This is a genomic window from Undibacterium sp. TJN25 (assembly GCF_049339885.1).
Classification (GTDB): Bacteria; Pseudomonadota; Gammaproteobacteria; order Burkholderiales; family Burkholderiaceae_D; genus Undibacterium.
This window is the reverse complement of sequence record NZ_JBMPPM010000002.1, coordinates 519,765-537,164: the sequence shown is the minus strand read 5'-3', so window position 1 is coordinate 537,164 and position 17,400 is coordinate 519,765. Positions and strand designations below refer to the sequence as shown.

Genomic DNA, 17,400 nt, shown 5'->3' with positions numbered 1-17,400 from the left:
CCGGCCTTCACGTGCGAGGCCCGCCATGGCAAGGCGGATATCCTCAATTCACCAACCGGACGTTATTGTTATGAACCAGAACAATTGTACTATGAAACAAAAATCAGTAAACTGCAAGCTCAGCGGTATGCATCAAAATGACTGGAACTCATTTTTCCTCGTTGAAAAGGCTACAATGAGGAAAAATCAACTGACAGAGCACCACATGCCCGAACAAAAGAAACAAACGTCCTCCGGCAACAAAAAAATCCCTGCGGGCAGCGCCACGCCTGCAAGCATGTCCTTCAATGCCAGGATAGAAGGTATCCACTACGACGTGCTCGACCAATTGATAGGTTATGCGGTACGTCGTGCTCAACTGAGCATCTATGAAGATTTCGCAGCATCGCTTGCTGCCGAAGACATCACTCCGCAACGCTTCTCCTCCCTCGTCATCATAGAAAACAATCCGGGTATTTCCCAGACAAAGTTATCGGAAGTGATGGGCATTGCGCGCTCCGGTGTGGTTTCCATCATCGACGGTTTTGAGAAAAATGGATTTGTGGAAAGACAGGCCGCCGGCGACCGCAGATCGTATAACCTGCTATTGACCAAAGCAGGAATCCGGGAGCTGAAGAAATACAAAAAGCTGGTGGAAACGCACGATGAGCGCATCTCAGGCAATTTGACAGTAGCTGAGAAGCAACAGCTGCGCGCGCTCCTCAGAAAGCTCGGCACTGAATCAGCCGATTGATCCCGGCAGGACACGCGCCTTGCACATCTGGAGCAATGCCGTTATAGTAAATAACTGTTATGCCGCATAACAATACAATATTCCCTCAATAGGGTGCGCGGCATACTGCGCTGTTCACTTAAACAGAAATGGAGACATGCATGAAAAATTTCAGCAAACCCGTATTGCTTGCGCGCCTTGCCGCAATTGCCTGCGGCATCATCAGCCTGCAGGCATCGGCAGACATTACCATCGGTGTCAGCCTGCCGCTGACCGGCCCTGCATCCGGCCTGGGCATACCGACCCGCAACGGCGTCAGCATGTGGCCCGACAGCATCGCCGGCGAAAAGCTGAAGGTCATCATCCTGGATGACGCTTCCGATGCAACGCAATCCAACAAGAACGCGCACCGCTTTATTACCGAAGACAAGGTGGACGTGATCGTCGGCTCTACCGCTACGCCCGCGTCCATTGCGCTGGCCGATGTGGCAGCAGAAGGCCAGACCGTACAGATTTCCACTTCGCCGGTAGAGCTGCCTGAAGGCCGCGGAGCATGGACGTTCCGCGTCGCGCAATCGACCGGCCTGATGGCAGGCGCCATCATCGAGCACATGAAAAAAACCGGCATCAAGACCTATGCTTACCTCGGTTTTTCTGATGCCTACGGCGAGTCCTGGTTGAAAGATTTCACCGCTCTTGCCAAACAGGCCGGCCTGCAGTCGGTAGCAACAGAAAGGTTCGCTCGCGCGGACACCTCCGTCACTGCGCAAGCCTTGAAACTAGTGTCCGCCAAACCGGATGCCATCCTGATCGGCGCCTCCGGCAGCGGCGCGGCCATGCCGCACAAGGCGCTGATAGAGCGCGGCTACAAGGGCAAGATCTACCAGACCCACGGCGCTGCCTCGCGCGACCTGATCCGCCTCGGCGGCAAGGATGTAGAAGGCTCGTTTGTCGTCGCCGGCCTGGCGGTCATGCCCGAAGCGCTGCCCGACAATCATCCAAGCAAAAAAATTGCCGTCGACTTTGTAGAACGCTATGAAAAACAATTCGGCGCAGGCACCCGCAACCAGTTCGCCGCCCACGGCTATGATGCGCAACTACTGCTGCAGCAAGCGGTACCGGTCGCCCTGAAAAAAGGAAAACCCGGCACTCAGGCCTTCCGCACCGCCTTGAAAGAAGCACTGGAATCGACGAACGGCGTCGCCATCACACAAGGCTTCATCAAGTACACGCCAAAAGACCATTTCGGCCTGCAAGACAGCGCCCGCGTGCTGTTGACGATAGAAAACGGCAACTGGAAACTGGTGAATCCTTAATTAAATGCGAAATACCCATGGCCACGGATACGGGGTCATGGGTATAACTGAAAATTTAGCCCTAGATACGGGCATGCATGCGCCAAACGGCCAGTGCACGCCCGCGGTCACTCCACTTAAAACTTAGCCGATACCCCCACGCTCAACAAATCCACATTGGCCTTGCCGCCAGTGCCGGTATCATCTCCCACGCGTGCGAAACGTTCATATTCGCCGCGCAGGCTGACAGTCTTGTTCAGCGCATAGGACACCCCTGCACCGTAATTCAGTGAAGTCTTCCAGCTATTGTCCAGCCCGTTGAAGGCACCCGCAGCGGCGGCTGAACTGTTGGATACGTCGAGTGAAGTTTTGCCCACATACAGGCCGCCCTTGCCGAACAAGGAGAATTCGTTAGTCAAAGGCAAAATCCCTACCGCATCCACCACTCCGCCATAACTCTTATAGTTGGCAGACACACCGCCGTCGCCCAGCGCGGCACTGTATTTGGATTTACCCAGGTCTACATAGCCGCCTTCTACCGCAAAATTAGGACTGAACTGATGGCCCACCAGCAGTTTGAACCCTGTATCCGTATCCTTCAGATTGGATGACTCCACCGTCGCTCCGGTACTGCCGAGCGTGGCATCGGAAGTAGATTCATTGGCGCCATGAAACTTGGACTGGCCGACAGAACCGACGACATACAGATCTTCTGCATAAGCGGAAGAAGCCAGCGCGCCGGCTGCCAGTAAAAGGAGTGCCTTGGTATTGATCATATATAACCTCTCAAAAAATCTAAACTCTATCCAGGACGCATTTCATAAACGGCACGACGTACGCACCGGGGTATGAAATAAGTTCTGATACCTGTCTGCAATGCAGTGGAGTGACTATAGTCCCGGTCAATTTTGAGGGGGGTGTGGATTTGTACAGAGATGTTTCCAGTTGTGTGCCCTGCTAAGATGGCCGCAGAGATCAGGGCACCGGGAATAACATCAAACATTTTCCAGTGTTCTGTACGGCATTTAGCAGATCATGGCTTCCGGGCGGCATAAGATGCATCCTGTCGCCGGTGTCTGGGTATTACACTCTCTTACATGGCTTAGTAATTTTTTACCCGCGCGGAGTTTCGAAAAACAGATACCGGACCGGTATAAACCATTTAATTTTTAGGCATACGGCAGAGCCGGAGGAAAAAGCCCATGAGCTATGAACTTTATTACTGGCCTGGCATCCAAGGCCGCGGCGAATTCGTGCGCCTCGCATTGGAAGAAGCGGGCGCTGCCTATATCGATATCGCGCGCATGCCTCCCAAAAAAGGAATGGGAATGTCTGCAATGATGCCGTTCATGGAAGGCAGGAAAATTGAGCACCCGATGTTTGCGCCGCCTTTCCTGAAGCATGGAAAAATCCTGGTAGGGCAAACTGCGAACATCCTGCATTATCTGGGCCCGCGTCTAGGCCTGGCTCCCAAGGACGAAGCCGGCAGGTTATGGGCGCACCAGTTGCAGTTGACGATTGCCGACCTGGTGTCTGAAGTGCATGAGACCCATCATCCGCTGGCGACCAATTTGTATTATGAAGACCAGAAGGCAGCGGCCGTAAAGCGCTCGGCCGACTTCAGGAAAAGCCGTATTCCCAAGTTTCTCGGGTATTTCGAGCAGGTGCTGAAAACCAATCCCAAGCGTGGCCAATATATGGTCGGCGCGCGCCTGTCATACGTAGACCTTTCAATCTTCCAGATAATAGAGGGATTGCGCTATGCGTTTCCGCGCACGATGCGTCGCCAGGAAAAAGACTACCAGGGCCTCGTGGAACTGCGCGACAGCATCGCAGAGCGTCCCCATATCGCTGCCTACCTGCAGTCGGAGCGGCGCATCCCCTTCAACGAAGACGGCATTTTCCGCCACTATCCGGAACTGGACAAGGGTAAATAAAAGGCTGGCGGGCGTTCTATAACGGGCCTTGCGCTTTTTCAGGCATTATTCTTGTCCAGCCAGGCGCGGGCAGTTGAAATTGTCATGTCCAGCTCTTTTTCGACAACGGAAAACAAACTGTTGACCTTGTCGTTCTGATGCGCGCGAATGGCATTTTCCAATTCCAGCGCAGCATCCACAAAACGGAAATTGCCGAGTGTGCCGACAGAACCCCGCATTGCATGAAAGATCCTCAGCACGTCTTCGCGGCGACCTTCCAGCCACGCCACGTGCGCCTGGTCCATGGAGTTGGGGCCATGCTCGGAGATGCGCAACATGACATCAAGCAGCTGGGCGCTGTGCACCGGATTATTTTTGACCATGTCGAACAGCTGGTCAAGATAGGAAACCTGTTCGCGCTGCTGCTGTTCATCGAGATTTTCCTGTTCCACGACTTCCTCCACATGTGCTGCAGGCGCCGCGCCGCTACTACCAGGCATTGCACTTGCAGGAAGGTGTTTGCAGATGGTGGCAAACATTTTTTCGGGGTCGATCGGTTTTGCAATAAAATCGTCCATGCCGGAAGCTATACAGCGCTCCCTTTCGGCTTCCATGACACCCGCCGTCATTGCCAGTATCGGCAGGTTCCGCCTTAACTCATCGCGTATACGCCGCGTGGCGGCAAAACCGTCCAGTACAGGCATTTGCACGTCCATCAGCACCAGATCGAAAGCAGACGCATCCGTGCGCAGCAGGTCAACTGCTTTTTGTCCGTCGTCCAGCACGGTGACCAAAGCGCCCTGCTGTTCCAGCATGGTTTTTGCGACAATCTGGTTCAGGGTATTGTCTTCCACCAGCAGCAGCCGCGCTCCCGCCAGGGCGCCGAAGCCGGATGGAATTGCAACCGGCCGCGGCGTTCCGATGCTGCGGCCCAGTTTGCTGGCCAACACCTCATGCACGGTATCGTACAGGCTGGAACTGGTCACCGGCTTGATCAGTACGGCGTCGGCATTGCCAGCCTCGGGAATCTGCACCAGCCGATCCCGGCCGAAAGCGCTGACCATGATAATGACGGGCATGCGGTCTTGCGGCAACGCCAGCCTGATCTCGCGCATCGTCGCCAGCCCATCCATGCCGGGCATCTGCCAGTCCGCCAGCACCACGTCATAGTAGTGTCCCGAGCGCCCGTTTTCGCGTATCTTTTGCAGCGCAAGCTCCCCGGAAGCAGCGCTGTTGACTTCCCAGCCCCACGAATGAATGGTCTTGCACAGGTAGTCGCGGCTGGTGGCATTATCATCTACGACGAGTAAGCGCAAGGCAGAGTTTCCGCGGGGGAATTTTGCCTCATACCGCGCCTGCTCATCCGGCGCCAGGCTAAACGGGATGGTGGCGATAAATTCACTTCCCTGCCCCAGTTCGCTGTGGACCTCTATCGCGCCGCCCATCAGTTCCACCAGGCGCCTGGAAATAGCCAGCCCCAACCCCGTACCGCCATAAATGCGGGTAGTTGAGGTATCCGCCTGGGTAAATGCCGAAAACAGCCGCGCCTGCTGCGGCACAGTCATTCCTATCCCGGTATCGCGTATGCAAAACCGCAATACGACAGTGCCGTCCTGCTCGGACACTTTTTGCACCAGCACCGACACTTCACCTTTTTGCGTGAATTTGATTGCATTGCCGACCAGGTTGATCAGAATCTGCTGCAAGCGCGGCGCATCGCCAACCACTATCCTGGGCACCCCTGGTTCGGTGCCGATTGCCAGTTCCAGATCTTTTTCACCGGCGTTGACGGTCATGATCGTTGCCAGCATGTTCAGTATATCGCCCAGGTCAAAGCTGGCGGGAGAGAGCTCCAGGCGTCCCGCTTCAATCTTGGAAAAATCGAGGATGTCATTGAGGATAGTCAGCAGCGACTGGCCCGATGCGCTGATCATGTCCAGGTATTTACGCTGCACGGCGCTCAGGGCCGTGCTGGACAACAGGTGCGTCATCCCCAGCACTGCGTTCATGGGGGTGCGGATTTCATGGCTCATATTGGCGACGAATTCGCTCTTGGCGCGGCTGGAACTGTCTGCCAGCTGCTTTGCCGCAGTCAGATCATGCATGACCCTTTCGCGCTGCACCCACAGGCGTGAGATCACCCAGCAAAACAGGATGGTGACAGCAAAAAAGGCAAAGGCGAGCGCCATCGTCCATCGGGCCTGGCTATGCCAGTCGTCCAGGTAATCGTCAGTGGCAGTTTCAAGCTTCAGGTAGAACGGATATCTGGCGAGCTTGCGGTAAGTATTGAGGCGCTCCTGGCCCTCATTTTCGGTAAAGAATATGCCTTGCCCGGGTTCAGCCGCTAGCCGTGCACTCAAGGCCGGCGCGTCCGCGCGGCTGCCCACCGTATTTTTTGGATCGGCATCGTTGTCCTGCCCTTGGAGAGTCCGCCGCATGATCAGGCCCAGATCGCGGTCGTAGACGCTGATGGCGGCGTGCCTGCTCAATACCACCCCCGACGATATTTCCTGGAAGCGCTGCAGCAGAAAGCCCACATAGACCACGCCGCCAAAACTGCCGTCGTGCTTATTCAGCCGGCGCGCCAGTATCACGCCCCATTTTCCGCCGACCTTTCCTTGCAAGGGCTTCGTAATGATCAGGCCCGCCTTGGGATCATCGCGCAACTGCCTGAAATATTCGCGGTCGGCAATGCTGAACGCCTGCGTAGCAAGTTTGCCGCTTCCCACGATGACATTGCCCTGGGTATCGGCGATGCGCACCGCCTCCAGATCGGGTTGCCGGGCAAATATGCGCGCAATCGCCTTGCTGAGTTCCGCCTGGCTGGAAGCAGAGGTATTGCCGGTCTGCTCGCTGTTTTGCTCGCCGAGCTGGTCGAACTGGTCCGACACGGACAGGAATGCAAAATCGACCCGGTCCAGGGAATTGACAATGTCGCGTTCCAGTATCTGAAGGTGGCCTTTGGCTTCGGCAATGGCACGCTGCTGGAACTGGCTCCAGCTTTGATACAGCGACATGCCGGCCAGCCCAAAAACCAGCAGGTTCACGATGACAATGCCTGCCACAAGCTTGAACTGGAGGCTGCGCGAAAAGCTCACGGACTCCGGCGTTGGGATATCAGGGCTCACAGGTTCCTCTGTCATAGGCGGCGCCTATCGGCAGTCTAGATTCTACCTATAGTATCTCAGGAAACGTCGCAAGACGAGTATTTGACGACAAACTTAACTGCAATGCCGGTCTAGCCAGTCTGCCAGTCCGGCAAGGCTGCGAAAATCCTGCAGCGAGCGGCAAGCGATATCCGGGTGGCGTTTCTGCAGCATGCGCGACAGCGCCGCTCCCGGCCCCAGTTCCAAGGCCACATCCACACCCTGCTCCACGCAAGCGTCCATGCAGTCGGACCAGCGTATGGTCTGCGTCAATTGCCCAAGCAGCCGTTCCCTGGCGACCGCTTTCGCCACTACCGGCTCGGCCCCGGTTCCCGAAATCACGGGAATTACCGTATCCCTGAAAGGCGCGGCTGCCAGCACCTGCTGAAAAGGCAACGCAGCCGTTTGCATCAGCACAGTATGCGATGCAATTTCCACCGGAATGGAAGTCACTTCGCCGCCGAGTGCGGCGATCTCCGGCATTGCAGTGTCAATAGACGCCGCCAGCCCTCCCACAATGAAATTCACCTCCCCGGTGACGATGGCAACGGACAGATCATGCCGGGCCAGCAAACCGGCGACGCTGGCCGGGGCGACCCCGGACACCGCCAGCATCCTTTGCGGCGGGGTCCGGTTTTTTGCCTGGTCCATCAGCTCAGCGCGCGCGCCGGCCAGCGCCAGAGTCTCCGTCGCCGTCAACGCGCCGGCGATACCGTAAGCGGATACCTCGCCTATGCTATAGCCCATGACGAGATGCGGGCGAGGCAGGAACTTCTGCAGGGCCGTCCATGCTGCCATCGCTGCGGCGACGATCACTACCTGCGCATATTTGTTGCGAAACAGCAGATCCGGGCGATCCAGCAACTGCTGTAAGGGCATGTCAAGGTAACGCGGCAAGTCCCACTGCGCCAATTGCTCCCGCGTCTGCGCGTCCTGGCATACGAGTTCAAACATGTGCGCATGCTGCGCCCCTTGTCCTGGGCATAGTATGGCTAGGCGCGGCATGCCGGTCCCGGCTGCGGTTTTTGTGAATTTTGCGGGCTTTGCGGGCTTTTCACTCCGTGCTGCCCTGCCTGCCCCTGAGAGTCGGTGCAATGGTGCAACAGGCATGCGGCGGCCAGCAGGTCCGCCGCACCACCCGGCGACAGCCGGTGCCGGACAAACAATTGATGCGCCTGTATCGCCCTTTGCCGCCATTCGGGATTGGCGCTGGCGCCCGCATCCAGGAAAGCCTGTGCAATCTGTCTAGCCAGGGCCGCGCCTTCGGCGCCGCCGCGGTGATATAGATTGGTATCGCTGATATGCGCAATCAGCGCAAACAAGGCATCTATCTGCGCCTCTTCCCAGCTGCGGCCGGCATCGAGCGCGGTGCGCAATCTTGGCAGCGCTATATCGAATACGGAAGGGAAACCCATCGCAGCCTCTTCCCTGGCGCCGCCTGCGGCATACCGCGCCGCAGCCAGCGCACCGTGCGACTGCCCCAAGGGCACGCCGGTGTGCAGGGCCAGCGCACCTCCCCATTGCTGCTGCAAGGCTGCGCGTATGGAGGCCGGATCAAGGATGCTTTGCCGTGCCCAGCAATAAGCCGTCGCCGCCGCCAGCATGCCCAGGGCAAATATTGCACCGCGATGGGTATTGATGCCGCCAGTGGCACGCAGCATGCGTTGTTCGGCGCGTATGCCAAGCTGCTTCAATTCGCTAAACGGTGCTGCGCGCATGCCCGCCAGGCTGATATCGGTAAAATAATGCCGCAACGAGAACAGGCTGCGGACAAACGTGGATGCCGTCATGTCGTCATGGCTGCCATTGTCCACCGGAGACACCAGGCCGGGCTTAGGGTACAGCTGCAGTTCGCCGTACAGGCTGCGCATCGCCAGCCTGGACAAGCCAAGGGCATATGGCCGTTCTTCGCCTGCGGAATCAGTTCGGTTTACTGCCGGATGCCGGATGCCGGACGCTGTGGATACCTGCTCTGTCGCATGCATGGTCATGCCGTCTGCTCGAAGCCTGCCAGCAGCACCGATATCGGCAGCAATGCTACCTGGTGCAGGCTCTTGGTCAGCACGCGCATGCCGGCCATGCCGCTGTTGGCGGAATAGGCGCTCAGCTCTTTCCACGCTACCGCGCGCGCATCCGGGAATTGCACTTCACCGTCCAGCGGCAAACGGCGGCTGAAATCTGCCAGCAGGCCAAGGCCGGACTGTAGCTGCGCGGCGGAAACCGGGCTGAACAGGATATCGATATCGGAATCGGCGTGCAGGTAAGAGAGCCCCGTCAGGCTTTGCATGGCGAGCGAACCGAATACCTGCAAGGCGATACCCAGCTTTTTTGCCTGGGCATCCAGCGCCCCGAGGCCCTGGCGCCATAAAGGCGGCGCGCTGGAGGCGGCGTCTCCCAGTTTCACGGGTTTTTGCAAACTGCTGATGTGCGACGCCGCGATCCGCAGGGCTACACGGCGCTTGCTGCCGTCAGGACGCGGCGGCAGCGCAATGCCTACGCTTACCATCTTGTCGGAGTAATGTTCCGAGCTGCGAACCTCATCCGCCAGTCCGCCGGCAGGCTCGTCGCGGCGCACAATGGCCGGCCAATCTGCGCGCTCCCACTGCCCGGCCATTTCCAGGTCGGCACTCGCCAGCTGCTGCTTTATCTGTTGCCAGCCGGCAGCTGAAAGATACACCAGGTCATGTCGCTGAAACATCATGTCCATCCACTATCGCGTCCATCACCCTTTGCGCCCACTTGCGGCCGCCGCGCTGCTGTCCTAGCGCACTGCGCTCGTCGCGGGTGTCGGCCTCATTCAAGGCTTGCACCAGCTTTGCCGCGTAATCGCCACTCCAGATAGCATGCAGGCCGCCCATGCGCACATAGTTTTCCGGGCCGGGCGCAAACACCGGATTTTCCTTGGCCAGCTCGGTCAGCTGTTCTTCGGGCACCTTGGTAATACGCGCCATCGCCGGCAAGCCCATGACACGGATCGTTGCATCCGGCAACGCATAGCAGGCATCGGCCATCAAGCCGCTGGTGATGAAACCGCCGGACAAGGCTTGATCGTACACCAGCGCAATGACAGCATGGCCACGGTTGCGCGCCAACTGTATGCATTTGCCCAGATGCGCCATATAGCTGTTGATGCCCAGCATTTCGTCCCTGTGGCGCAGCCGCTGACCCTGGGTGTCCACCAGGATGACGATGGGCCGCTGCGGATGCTCACGCACCGTACGCAATACTGCCTGCGCCTGCGCCAGCGCAATTTCTATCCCTATCGGCGTATGTCCGGTAGTGCCGATCACGGCAACCGTCTTGTCGCCGACTTCAGCTGTGCCGGACAAGAAATGCTCCTGTTCGGTGATGGAAAAACCTTGCGGGAACAATAGCCCGGCGAGAGCATTCCAGTCCATCATGCACCTCCCCTTTTGTAGGGTTCTGCCAGCGCGACGAAGGCGCCGGCCTCCAGCATGGGCAATTGCGCCGGATCGGGAATGCCCAGCGCGGCCCAGATTTCAAGAGGGTCGCGAAAACCGCCGAAATCCTGCAGCCTCGCCTCCAGCATGGCCTGCTCCTGTTCCAACTCTCCCAGGCTCAGGGCAACAGGCACAGCAGCCAGTTTTTCAATTGCCGCCACGGCGGCCTGCCGGAAAGCCGCAATGTCGTCGGCCACCAGCACCTGGCAATCCCCCAGTAGGAAGCGGTGCTTGCCGCCGGTAGTACGCCAGACCAGCGCACGGTCGCGCGAATCGAATTCTTCCACGCCGTTGGCGGTTTCTATCACTTCCGGACCCGACATCGCCAGCCTTGCCTCTTCCGACATGATGATGGTATTGGCGCAGCGCGCGACGATACCCATGCCGCCGAAGCAGCCATTGCTGCCGCCGACCAGCACGATGACGGGAATGCCTGCCGCGCGCACGTCCAGCAAGGCGCGCATCACTTCGGATACGGCAATCAGGCCTGCATTGGCTTCATGCAGGCGCACGCCGCCGGTATCGGCCAGCAGCAGCACTGCATCGGGCCGTTGGACGATGGCGCGCCGCATCAGACCCACCAGCTTGGCACCGTGCACCTCGCCCACCGCGCCGCCCATGAAGCCGCCTTCCTGCGCGGCGGCATATACAAGTTTTCCCTGCAGGCTGCCTTCACCGATGACGACGCCGTCATCAAACGAGGCAGGCGCATTCAGCTGCGCCAGATGCGGGCTGATCACTTTTTCAGAGGGAGGCAGAAATTCGGCAAAATCTTCCAGCAGCGCATGTATGCGCTGCCTGGCGGTGGCTTCCAGATAGGTATGGGAATGGTTCATTTTCCGTGCTCCAGATAGGCTTCCACGGCCTGGTCCAGCCTCAGGCTGACGACAGCCGGCGTTGCGCCCATGTCGTTGATCTCTATGCGGATATCGGCCAGTTGCCAGCGCGACTGGAAATCCTCCATGACCGCCTGCCAGATAGCCGCAAAACCCTGGGCGGCGGTCTGCACCGTAATCTCGCAGCCGGAATTCAGTTCGGCGGACCCGATCAGCACTTCCAGGTTGCCGGAACTGACCACGCCGACCAGTTGCGCCGCCTGCTCTGCCTTGCGCTGCCCATTTTCAAATCGAAATAGTAAACTTTCCATCATCCTGCTCCTCGCGTTACTACTACTGCTGCTATTCGTTGCCGACTCTGCTACCAGTTCCTGAAACGCTTGGGCGGCTGATACAGGCCGCCCGACGCACGCACCAGGTCTTTCATGCTTTTTGCCGCGAGCAAATCGCGCGTAGCGCTACGCTTGTCTATGCCGAGGTCTTCGGCGCGCTGGATAACGCCGCGGTCGCGAAGATTTTCCACCATGCGCTTGTCCCTTGCCAGGCCCACCGGCGTATAGCCGGCAACACCGCGGATGGCCTGCTCGCGTTCTTCATCGCTGCGGCACAGCAGCAGGTTGGCAATGCCTTCTTCGGTCAGGATATGCGTGACGTCGTCGCCGTAGATCATCACCGGCGGTATCGCCATTTTTGCCTGCTCGGCCAGTTGCCATGCATCCAGCGTTTCCACAAAGGCCGGCTGCATATGTTCGCGGAAGGTCTCCACCATCTGCACCACGAGTTTCTGGCCACGCGGTATCTGGTTCTTGCCGGCCCGCGCCTGCTGGCCCGCCTTCAGCCATGCAGGACTGGCATGCCGGCGGCCGCGGGCATCCGCGCCCATGTTCGGTGCGCCGCCGAAGCCGGCAATGCGGCCCAGCGTTGCAGTGGACGAGTTGCCCTGCAGGTCGATCTGCAAAGTCGAACCGATGAACATGTCACAGGCATAGTGGCCCGCCGCCTGGCTCATTGCCCGGTTGCTGCGCATGGAGCCATCCGGCCCCACGAAGAAAATATCCGGCCTGGCGCGAATATAATCTTCCATGCCTAGTTCGGAACCAAAGGAATGGATGGATTCGACAAAGCCAGCCTCAATCGCCGGGATCAACGCCGGGTGCGGATTCAGCGCCCAGTAACGGGCGATCTTGCCCTTCAGGCCCAGTGACGCGGCATACGTCGGCAGCAGCAGTTCTATCGCTGCCGTATCAAAACCTATGCCGTGGTTGAGCCTTTCCACCTGGTATTCTGCGTAAATACCCTTGATCGCCATCATCGCCATCAGCACCTGGATCTCGGAGATCAACGCCGGGTCGCGGGTGAACAGCGGTTCTATGTAATGTGGCGTAGGTGCTTCCACGACAAAATCGACCCAGTCGGAAGGAATATCCACTCGCGGCAGCACATCCACAATCTCATTTACCTGTGCGATGACGATGCCCGCCTTGAACGCGGTGGCTTCTATGATGGTAGGCGTGTCTTCGGTATTCGGTCCGGTGTAAAGGTTGCCGTGCCGGTCTGCCGCTTGCGCTGCCACCAGCGCGACGCGCGGCGTCAGGTCGATGAAATAGCGCGCATACAGCTCCAGGTAGGTATGTATTGCGCCTATATTGAGCTTGCCGGCAGATGCCAGCTTCGCCAGGCGGCCAGCCTGCGGGCCCGAGAAAGAGAAATCCAGTTTGGAAGCGATTCCCTTGTCAAAGATATCAAGGTGTTCCGGCAGCGCCAGCACCGACTGCAGAATGTGCAGGTCATGCACGCGCGCCGGGTCAAGCGCGGTCAGCGCCTTGGCCAGGAAGTCGGCCTGCTTCTGGTTGTTGCCTTCCAGGCAGACCCGGTCTCCCGGCTCCAGCACGGCATGCAGCAGTTCGCCTATATGCGCTGCCGGCAGGGTTTTTCCGTCAAATAGCGCCCCCAGTTGCTGCCGCGCTCGCGCCAGCCGCTGTGCACGGTTCTGTTGCAAAGTATCCCAACGGGCAGGCGCATTCATGTTATTTCACTCCCATTAACTGGTCGGGGAAAGCAGTGGCAATCTGCGGAAAGATGCATAGCAGGATCACTGCCACCAGCATCAACAGCAGGAAAGGCATGACCCCCCAGACGATGTCTTTCAACGGAATATCAGGTGCGATATTCTTGATGACGAAAATATTCAGACCTACCGGCGGATGGATCAGCCCCATTTCCATGACGATCGTCATCACCACGCCGAACCAGATCAGGTCGAAACCGGCAGCTTTCAGCGGCGGCAGGATGATAGGGCACATCATCAGGATGATGGAGACAGGCGGCAGGAAGAAACCGAATACAATCACCATCAGCAAGATCACCGACAGCAGCATCCACCTGGACAGGTGCATATCCACTACCCATTGCGCCGCAGACTGGCTGATGTGCAAATAACTCATCACGTAGGAATACAGCAGCGACATGCCGATGATGAACAGCAACATCGTCGACTCCTTGATCGTAGACATGATGAATGGCGACAGTTGCGAAGGACGCCACACGCCATAAACAATCGCGATCAGCACCATCGCCAGCAAGGCGCCCAGGCCGGCGGTTTCGGAAGGCGTTGCATAGCCGCCGTACAGCGCCACCATCACGCCGATCAGCAGGGTAACAAAAGGCAGCACGCGCGGCAGCATTTCCACTTTTTGCGACAAGGTGAAATGCTCGTCATCCAGGTAGGCGGATTTGACACCGCCCTGCTCATAGGCAGAAAAAGCAAGCTTGTATTCGCGCCGAGCGCGGTACACCGCGTAACCGGAAAACAGCAACACCAGCAACAGGCCCGGCCCTATGCCGGCCAGGAACAGGCGGCCCAGCGACTGTTCCGCCGCCACCGCATACAGGATCATCGTGATCGACGGCGGTAACAGGATGCCCAGCGTGCCGCCGGCGGCAATGATGCCGGCCGCAAAACCCGGCGAATAACCGCGCCGGCGCATTTCCGGAATGCCGGCAGAGCCAATTGCCGAGCAGGTCGCCGGAGAAGAGCCGGCCATTGCCGCAAACATCGCGCAAGCAAAGACATTCGCGATGCCCAATCCGCCCGGCACCTTGTGCAGCCATGCATGGATCGCCGAATACAGGTCACGGCCAGCAGGCGACTTGCCGATGGCAGCCCCCTTCAGGATGAACAGCGGAATCGACAGCAAGGTGATCGACGCCATTTCTTCATAAACGTTTTGGGTGATGGTATCCAGCGACGCTGCCGGCATGAAGAAATACATGAAACCGGTGGCAACCAGCCCCAGCGCATAGGCAATGGGCATGCCGGAAAACATGACGATCAGCGTGACGACGCCATACAGTATTCCAAGGGTCAATGGATTCATGCCACCCTCCCTTGGCGGGAGGCAGCCGAGGCCGTTGCCGCGGCAAGCACCTGCGTCAGTATCTGCAGCGACAATAAGCTCATGCCCAGCGCCATCATTGAATACGGTATCCACAGCGGCGGACCAAAGGTGGACGATGTAGTTTGCCCGTCTACCCAGGCTTCATGGAACAGCGTCCACGATTTCCAGGAAAAGAAAGCGCAGAACGCAAAGCTGAACACATCCACCACGATCAGGCGCGCGCGGTTGACGGCGGCCGGCAGCACCGACGACAGCACTTCTATCCCTATATGGCCGCGGTGGGACTGTACATAGGCGGCAGAAAAAAATGTCACGCCTATCAGCATGAATACCGACGCCTCGTCCTGCCAGTCCGTCGGCAGCTTGAACAGATAGCGCACCACCACCGAATACGTCAATATCAGCGCCGTCAGCAGCATCGCTGCCATCGACACCCTGACGATCGCCATGTTGATCCAGTTCAGCACGTCCTGTACACCGGCCACGGCCGGATTATCCGGCCTGGCCGGCCCCTTGGAGGGTTCCAGCTCAAAGCCATGACTCATATCAGTTTCTCCGCCAGCTTCAGGAATTTGGCGCAGTTCTCGCTGCGGTCCGCATAGTCTTTCCATGCAGTGCTACGTGCAATCGTCTGCCACTTCTTGACCGATGCCGCGCTCAGATCGGCTACCTTGGCGCCTTTTTTCTCATACACGGAGGCAACCAGCAAGTCATCCTTCTTGGCTTCCTTGATGGCAAACGCTTCCAGTTCCGCGCCCACGGTCATGATGGTCGCTTGCTGGTCCTTACTCAGTTTGTCGAAGATCGCCTTGGACATCATCAGGGGTTCAAACATATACCAGTAGCTCTGGCCGCGTCCGCTGGTCAGGAACTTGGACACTTCTTCCAGGCGGAAGGAAATCAGCGATGTGGATGACGTCATCGCGGCGTCCATTGCGCCGGTCTGCATCGCCGCATAGATTTCGTTGGACGGCAGCGTCACGACTGCAGCGCCCGCAGCTTTCAGCATCAGATCGACCTCGCGTGAGCCGCCGCGAATTTTCATGCCCTTGGCATCGTCCGGATCCACCATCGCCTTGGCGCGCGAGGCAACGCCGCCGGCTTGCCAGATCCAGCTGATCAGCACAATGCCCTTGTCCAGCAGCAGCTTGTTCAGCTCCTTGCCGATCTCGTTGGTCTTCCACGCCGCGCCGACCTCATACGACGGCACCAGGCCCGGCATCAGGCCGATATTCACTTCAGGCACTTCGCCGCCGGCATACGACAGCGGCACCAGCGACAGGTCCAGCGCGCCCTTGCGCATGGCGGAGAACTGGGAGTTGGTCTTCATCAGCGAAGAACCGGGATAGATTTCAAACTTTAAAGAACCCTTGCTGCGTTTTTCCACTTCCGCGGAAAACTGGCGGCATAGCCGGTCGCGGAAATCGCCCTCGGTCAGTGTGCCGCCGGGGAATTGGTGCGATATCTTCAGGGTGGTGGCCTGCGCCCATGCGGAGAAAGGGGAAATAAGCGGTGCGGCGGCCATGGCGCCCAGGACGGTTCTTCTCTTCAAGCTAGTCATTCGTGTCTCCTAACAAGTTTGGATGGATTACATATTCACACTAATTGGGCCATTCAGCAGTATCTGTCCGGCATTGTGCGACCGGTACCCATACTATAGAAAAAACAATATATCCTACAAGCAATTAATTTCCGTTTAATGACCCGCCGAGTTTTCCCGTGTGTTTTTATGCAGGCTATACTCAGCTTATGTAGTATGCCAGATTTTATTTTATGTATACAAGATGTTCCACTTTGCATTTTATGTCAATTAAAAAGTATACAGGTGCTAAAATAAACCCACTATTAAAAGAGACATGACATGAAAAACCGCTCTGAAACGCTGAGGGAAACCCTGGAAGAGATGATCGCCGTAGGGCAGCTTGCGCCTGGACAACATCTGGATGAAGTGGAGCTGGCCGCCAGGTTTGACGTGTCCCGCACTCCCATCAGGGAGGCGCTGATACAGCTGGCGTCCATGGGCATCGTGGAAATGCGTCCGCGGCGCGGAGCACTGGTCGCTAAACTGGGACCGCAGCAATTAGTGGAAATGTTTGAAGTCATGGCCGAGTTTGAAGCAATGTGCGGCCGCATGGCGGCGCGCAGAATGTCCGCTGGCGAGCACGCGGAACTGTTGACCGCCCACCAGGCCTGCAAAGAGGCGCGCGATGCTTGCGACCCCGACGACTATTTCTACAAAAATGAGGTATTTCACGGCCTGATCTATGCCGGCAGCCACAACAGCTTCCTGGCGGAGCAAGCCACCAAGCTGCACCGCCGCCTGCGCCCTTATCGCCGTCTGCAACTCCGTGTGCGCGACCGCCTCGGCACATCGTACGGCGAACACGACAATGTCGTGCAAGCCATCATCAACGGCGATGGAGAACTGACCGCGGAACTACTGCGCGGCCATATCATGATCCAGGGCCAGCGCTTTGCCGACCTGATTGCTTCTCTGTCCCGGCTGGAAGTGAGCACTGCAGCTGCCTGACGGGTAGTCTCAGTTCAAGTAAGCAGCAAACGCATGATCGCACCCATGATGGACTGGACTGACCGACAACGCCCTGCTAACAATAGAAACCGCTCTATCGCCTGCA

16 protein-coding genes are annotated in these 17,400 nt (G+C 58.0%); 4 read left to right on the top strand and 12 right to left on the bottom strand.

What is annotated here, in order from left to right; all coding sequences use genetic code 11:
- The first annotated feature begins 91 nt into the window (after window positions 1-91).
- Together ACO0LO_RS06145 and ACO0LO_RS06140 are read left to right on the top strand one after the other, a co-directional pair.
- On the top strand, window positions 92-733 hold the full coding sequence (locus ACO0LO_RS06145; protein WP_422963312.1) for a MarR family winged helix-turn-helix transcriptional regulator: 642 nt from the start codon (window positions 92-94) through the stop codon (window positions 731-733).
- 140 nt (window positions 734-873) lie between these two features.
- Entirely contained in the window at window positions 874-2,028 is a 1,155-nt protein-coding gene (locus ACO0LO_RS06140; RefSeq protein WP_422963311.1) for an ABC transporter substrate-binding protein, read from the top strand.
- 116 nt (window positions 2,029-2,144) lie between these two features.
- Here ACO0LO_RS06140 and ACO0LO_RS06135 read toward each other — a convergent pair whose 3' ends face one another.
- Window positions 2,145-2,783, bottom strand: a complete 639-nt coding sequence (locus ACO0LO_RS06135) for an outer membrane beta-barrel protein (protein ID WP_422963310.1) — start codon at window positions 2,781-2,783, stop codon at window positions 2,145-2,147.
- Window positions 2,784-3,209: 426 nt separating this feature from the next.
- Here ACO0LO_RS06135 and ACO0LO_RS06130 point away from each other — a divergent pair, with 426 nt between their 5' ends.
- The gene (locus ACO0LO_RS06130; RefSeq protein ID WP_422963309.1) at window positions 3,210-3,944 is read left to right on the top strand and encodes a glutathione S-transferase; all 735 of its coding nucleotides are present in this window, start codon (window positions 3,210-3,212) and stop codon (window positions 3,942-3,944) included.
- A gap of 38 nt (window positions 3,945-3,982) precedes the next feature.
- Here the strand turns inward: ACO0LO_RS06130 and ACO0LO_RS06125 are convergent, their stop codons facing one another.
- From ACO0LO_RS06125 to dctP, 11 genes are all read right to left on the bottom strand, one after another.
- A complete protein-coding gene (locus tag ACO0LO_RS06125; protein WP_422963308.1) occupies window positions 3,983-7,066 on the bottom strand; it encodes a response regulator in 3,084 nt (1,027 codons plus the stop codon).
- A gap of 78 nt (window positions 7,067-7,144) precedes the next feature.
- Window positions 7,145-8,074, bottom strand: coding sequence for an ACP S-malonyltransferase (locus tag ACO0LO_RS06120; RefSeq protein ID WP_422963307.1), 930 nt, complete (start codon window positions 8,072-8,074; stop codon window positions 7,145-7,147).
- Entirely contained in the window at window positions 8,062-9,054 is a 993-nt protein-coding gene (gene mdcB / locus ACO0LO_RS06115; RefSeq protein ID WP_422963487.1) for a triphosphoribosyl-dephospho-CoA synthase MdcB, read from the bottom strand. Before mdcB ends, ACO0LO_RS06120 begins: the two co-directional genes overlap by 13 nt.
- Before the next feature lie 2 nt (window positions 9,055-9,056).
- On the bottom strand, window positions 9,057-9,770 hold the full coding sequence (gene mdcG, locus ACO0LO_RS06110; RefSeq protein ID WP_422963306.1) for a malonate decarboxylase holo-[acyl-carrier-protein] synthase: 714 nt from the start codon (window positions 9,768-9,770) through the stop codon (window positions 9,057-9,059).
- Window positions 9,751-10,467 (bottom strand): biotin-independent malonate decarboxylase subunit gamma, encoded by a 717-nt coding sequence (gene mdcE / locus ACO0LO_RS06105; RefSeq protein WP_422963486.1) that lies wholly within the window; start codon window positions 10,465-10,467, stop codon window positions 9,751-9,753. The genes mdcG and mdcE overlap by 20 nt, the downstream gene beginning before the upstream one ends.
- Window positions 10,467-11,366, bottom strand: a complete 900-nt coding sequence (locus ACO0LO_RS06100; RefSeq protein WP_422963305.1) for a biotin-independent malonate decarboxylase subunit beta — start codon at window positions 11,364-11,366, stop codon at window positions 10,467-10,469. Before ACO0LO_RS06100 ends, mdcE begins: the two co-directional genes overlap by 1 nt.
- Entirely contained in the window at window positions 11,363-11,677 is a 315-nt protein-coding gene (mdcC, locus tag ACO0LO_RS06095; RefSeq protein WP_422963485.1) for a malonate decarboxylase acyl carrier protein, read from the bottom strand. Before mdcC ends, ACO0LO_RS06100 begins: the two co-directional genes overlap by 4 nt.
- 50 nt (window positions 11,678-11,727) lie before the next feature.
- Window positions 11,728-13,392: a malonate decarboxylase subunit alpha gene (gene mdcA, locus ACO0LO_RS06090; RefSeq protein ID WP_422963304.1), complete on the bottom strand. Its 1,665-nt coding sequence runs from the start codon at window positions 13,390-13,392 to the stop codon at window positions 11,728-11,730.
- Window position 13,393: 1 nt separating this feature from the next.
- Window positions 13,394-14,743 (bottom strand): TRAP transporter large permease, encoded by a 1,350-nt coding sequence (locus tag ACO0LO_RS06085; RefSeq protein WP_422963303.1) that lies wholly within the window; start codon window positions 14,741-14,743, stop codon window positions 13,394-13,396.
- The gene (locus tag ACO0LO_RS06080; RefSeq protein ID WP_422963302.1) at window positions 14,740-15,309 is read right to left on the bottom strand and encodes a TRAP transporter small permease subunit; all 570 of its coding nucleotides are present in this window, start codon (window positions 15,307-15,309) and stop codon (window positions 14,740-14,742) included. The genes ACO0LO_RS06085 and ACO0LO_RS06080 overlap by 4 nt, the downstream gene beginning before the upstream one ends.
- The gene (gene dctP, locus ACO0LO_RS06075; RefSeq protein ID WP_422963301.1) at window positions 15,306-16,325 is read right to left on the bottom strand and encodes a TRAP transporter substrate-binding protein DctP; all 1,020 of its coding nucleotides are present in this window, start codon (window positions 16,323-16,325) and stop codon (window positions 15,306-15,308) included. The genes ACO0LO_RS06080 and dctP overlap by 4 nt, the downstream gene beginning before the upstream one ends.
- Before the next feature lie 300 nt (window positions 16,326-16,625).
- Here dctP and ACO0LO_RS06070 point away from each other — a divergent pair, with 300 nt between their 5' ends.
- Window positions 16,626-17,294: a GntR family transcriptional regulator gene (locus tag ACO0LO_RS06070; protein WP_422963300.1), complete on the top strand. Its 669-nt coding sequence runs from the start codon at window positions 16,626-16,628 to the stop codon at window positions 17,292-17,294.
- The last annotated feature ends 106 nt before the right edge of the window (window positions 17,295-17,400 follow it).

What these genes read in the sequence shown, in the direction of transcription:
- mdcA (WP_422963304.1), bottom strand. Translation starts at nt 13,392, where the DNA reads ATGAATGCGCCTGCCCGTTGGGATACTTTGCAACAGAACCGTGCACAG.
- ACO0LO_RS06120 (WP_422963307.1), bottom strand. Translation starts at nt 8,074, where the DNA reads ATGCCGCGCCTAGCCATACTATGCCCAGGACAAGGGGCGCAGCATGCG.
- mdcG (WP_422963306.1), bottom strand. Translation starts at nt 9,770, where the DNA reads ATGATGTTTCAGCGACATGACCTGGTGTATCTTTCAGCTGCCGGCTGG.
- ACO0LO_RS06130 (WP_422963309.1), top strand. Translation starts at nt 3,210, where the DNA reads ATGAGCTATGAACTTTATTACTGGCCTGGCATCCAAGGCCGCGGCGAA.
- ACO0LO_RS06145 (WP_422963312.1), top strand. Translation starts at nt 92, where the DNA reads ATGAAACAAAAATCAGTAAACTGCAAGCTCAGCGGTATGCATCAAAAT.
- dctP (WP_422963301.1), bottom strand. Translation starts at nt 16,325, where the DNA reads ATGACTAGCTTGAAGAGAAGAACCGTCCTGGGCGCCATGGCCGCCGCA.
- mdcB (WP_422963487.1), bottom strand. Translation starts at nt 9,054, where the DNA reads ATGCATGCGACAGAGCAGGTATCCACAGCGTCCGGCATCCGGCATCCG.
- ACO0LO_RS06085 (WP_422963303.1), bottom strand. Translation starts at nt 14,743, where the DNA reads ATGAATCCATTGACCCTTGGAATACTGTATGGCGTCGTCACGCTGATC.
- ACO0LO_RS06125 (WP_422963308.1), bottom strand. Translation starts at nt 7,066, where the DNA reads ATGACAGAGGAACCTGTGAGCCCTGATATCCCAACGCCGGAGTCCGTG.
- mdcE (WP_422963486.1), bottom strand. Translation starts at nt 10,467, where the DNA reads ATGGACTGGAATGCTCTCGCCGGGCTATTGTTCCCGCAAGGTTTTTCC.
- mdcC (WP_422963485.1), bottom strand. Translation starts at nt 11,677, where the DNA reads ATGGAAAGTTTACTATTTCGATTTGAAAATGGGCAGCGCAAGGCAGAG.
- ACO0LO_RS06140 (WP_422963311.1), top strand. Translation starts at nt 874, where the DNA reads ATGAAAAATTTCAGCAAACCCGTATTGCTTGCGCGCCTTGCCGCAATT.
- ACO0LO_RS06070 (WP_422963300.1), top strand. Translation starts at nt 16,626, where the DNA reads ATGAAAAACCGCTCTGAAACGCTGAGGGAAACCCTGGAAGAGATGATC.
- ACO0LO_RS06100 (WP_422963305.1), bottom strand. Translation starts at nt 11,366, where the DNA reads ATGAACCATTCCCATACCTATCTGGAAGCCACCGCCAGGCAGCGCATA.
- ACO0LO_RS06135 (WP_422963310.1), bottom strand. Translation starts at nt 2,783, where the DNA reads ATGATCAATACCAAGGCACTCCTTTTACTGGCAGCCGGCGCGCTGGCT.
- ACO0LO_RS06080 (WP_422963302.1), bottom strand. Translation starts at nt 15,309, where the DNA reads ATGAGTCATGGCTTTGAGCTGGAACCCTCCAAGGGGCCGGCCAGGCCG.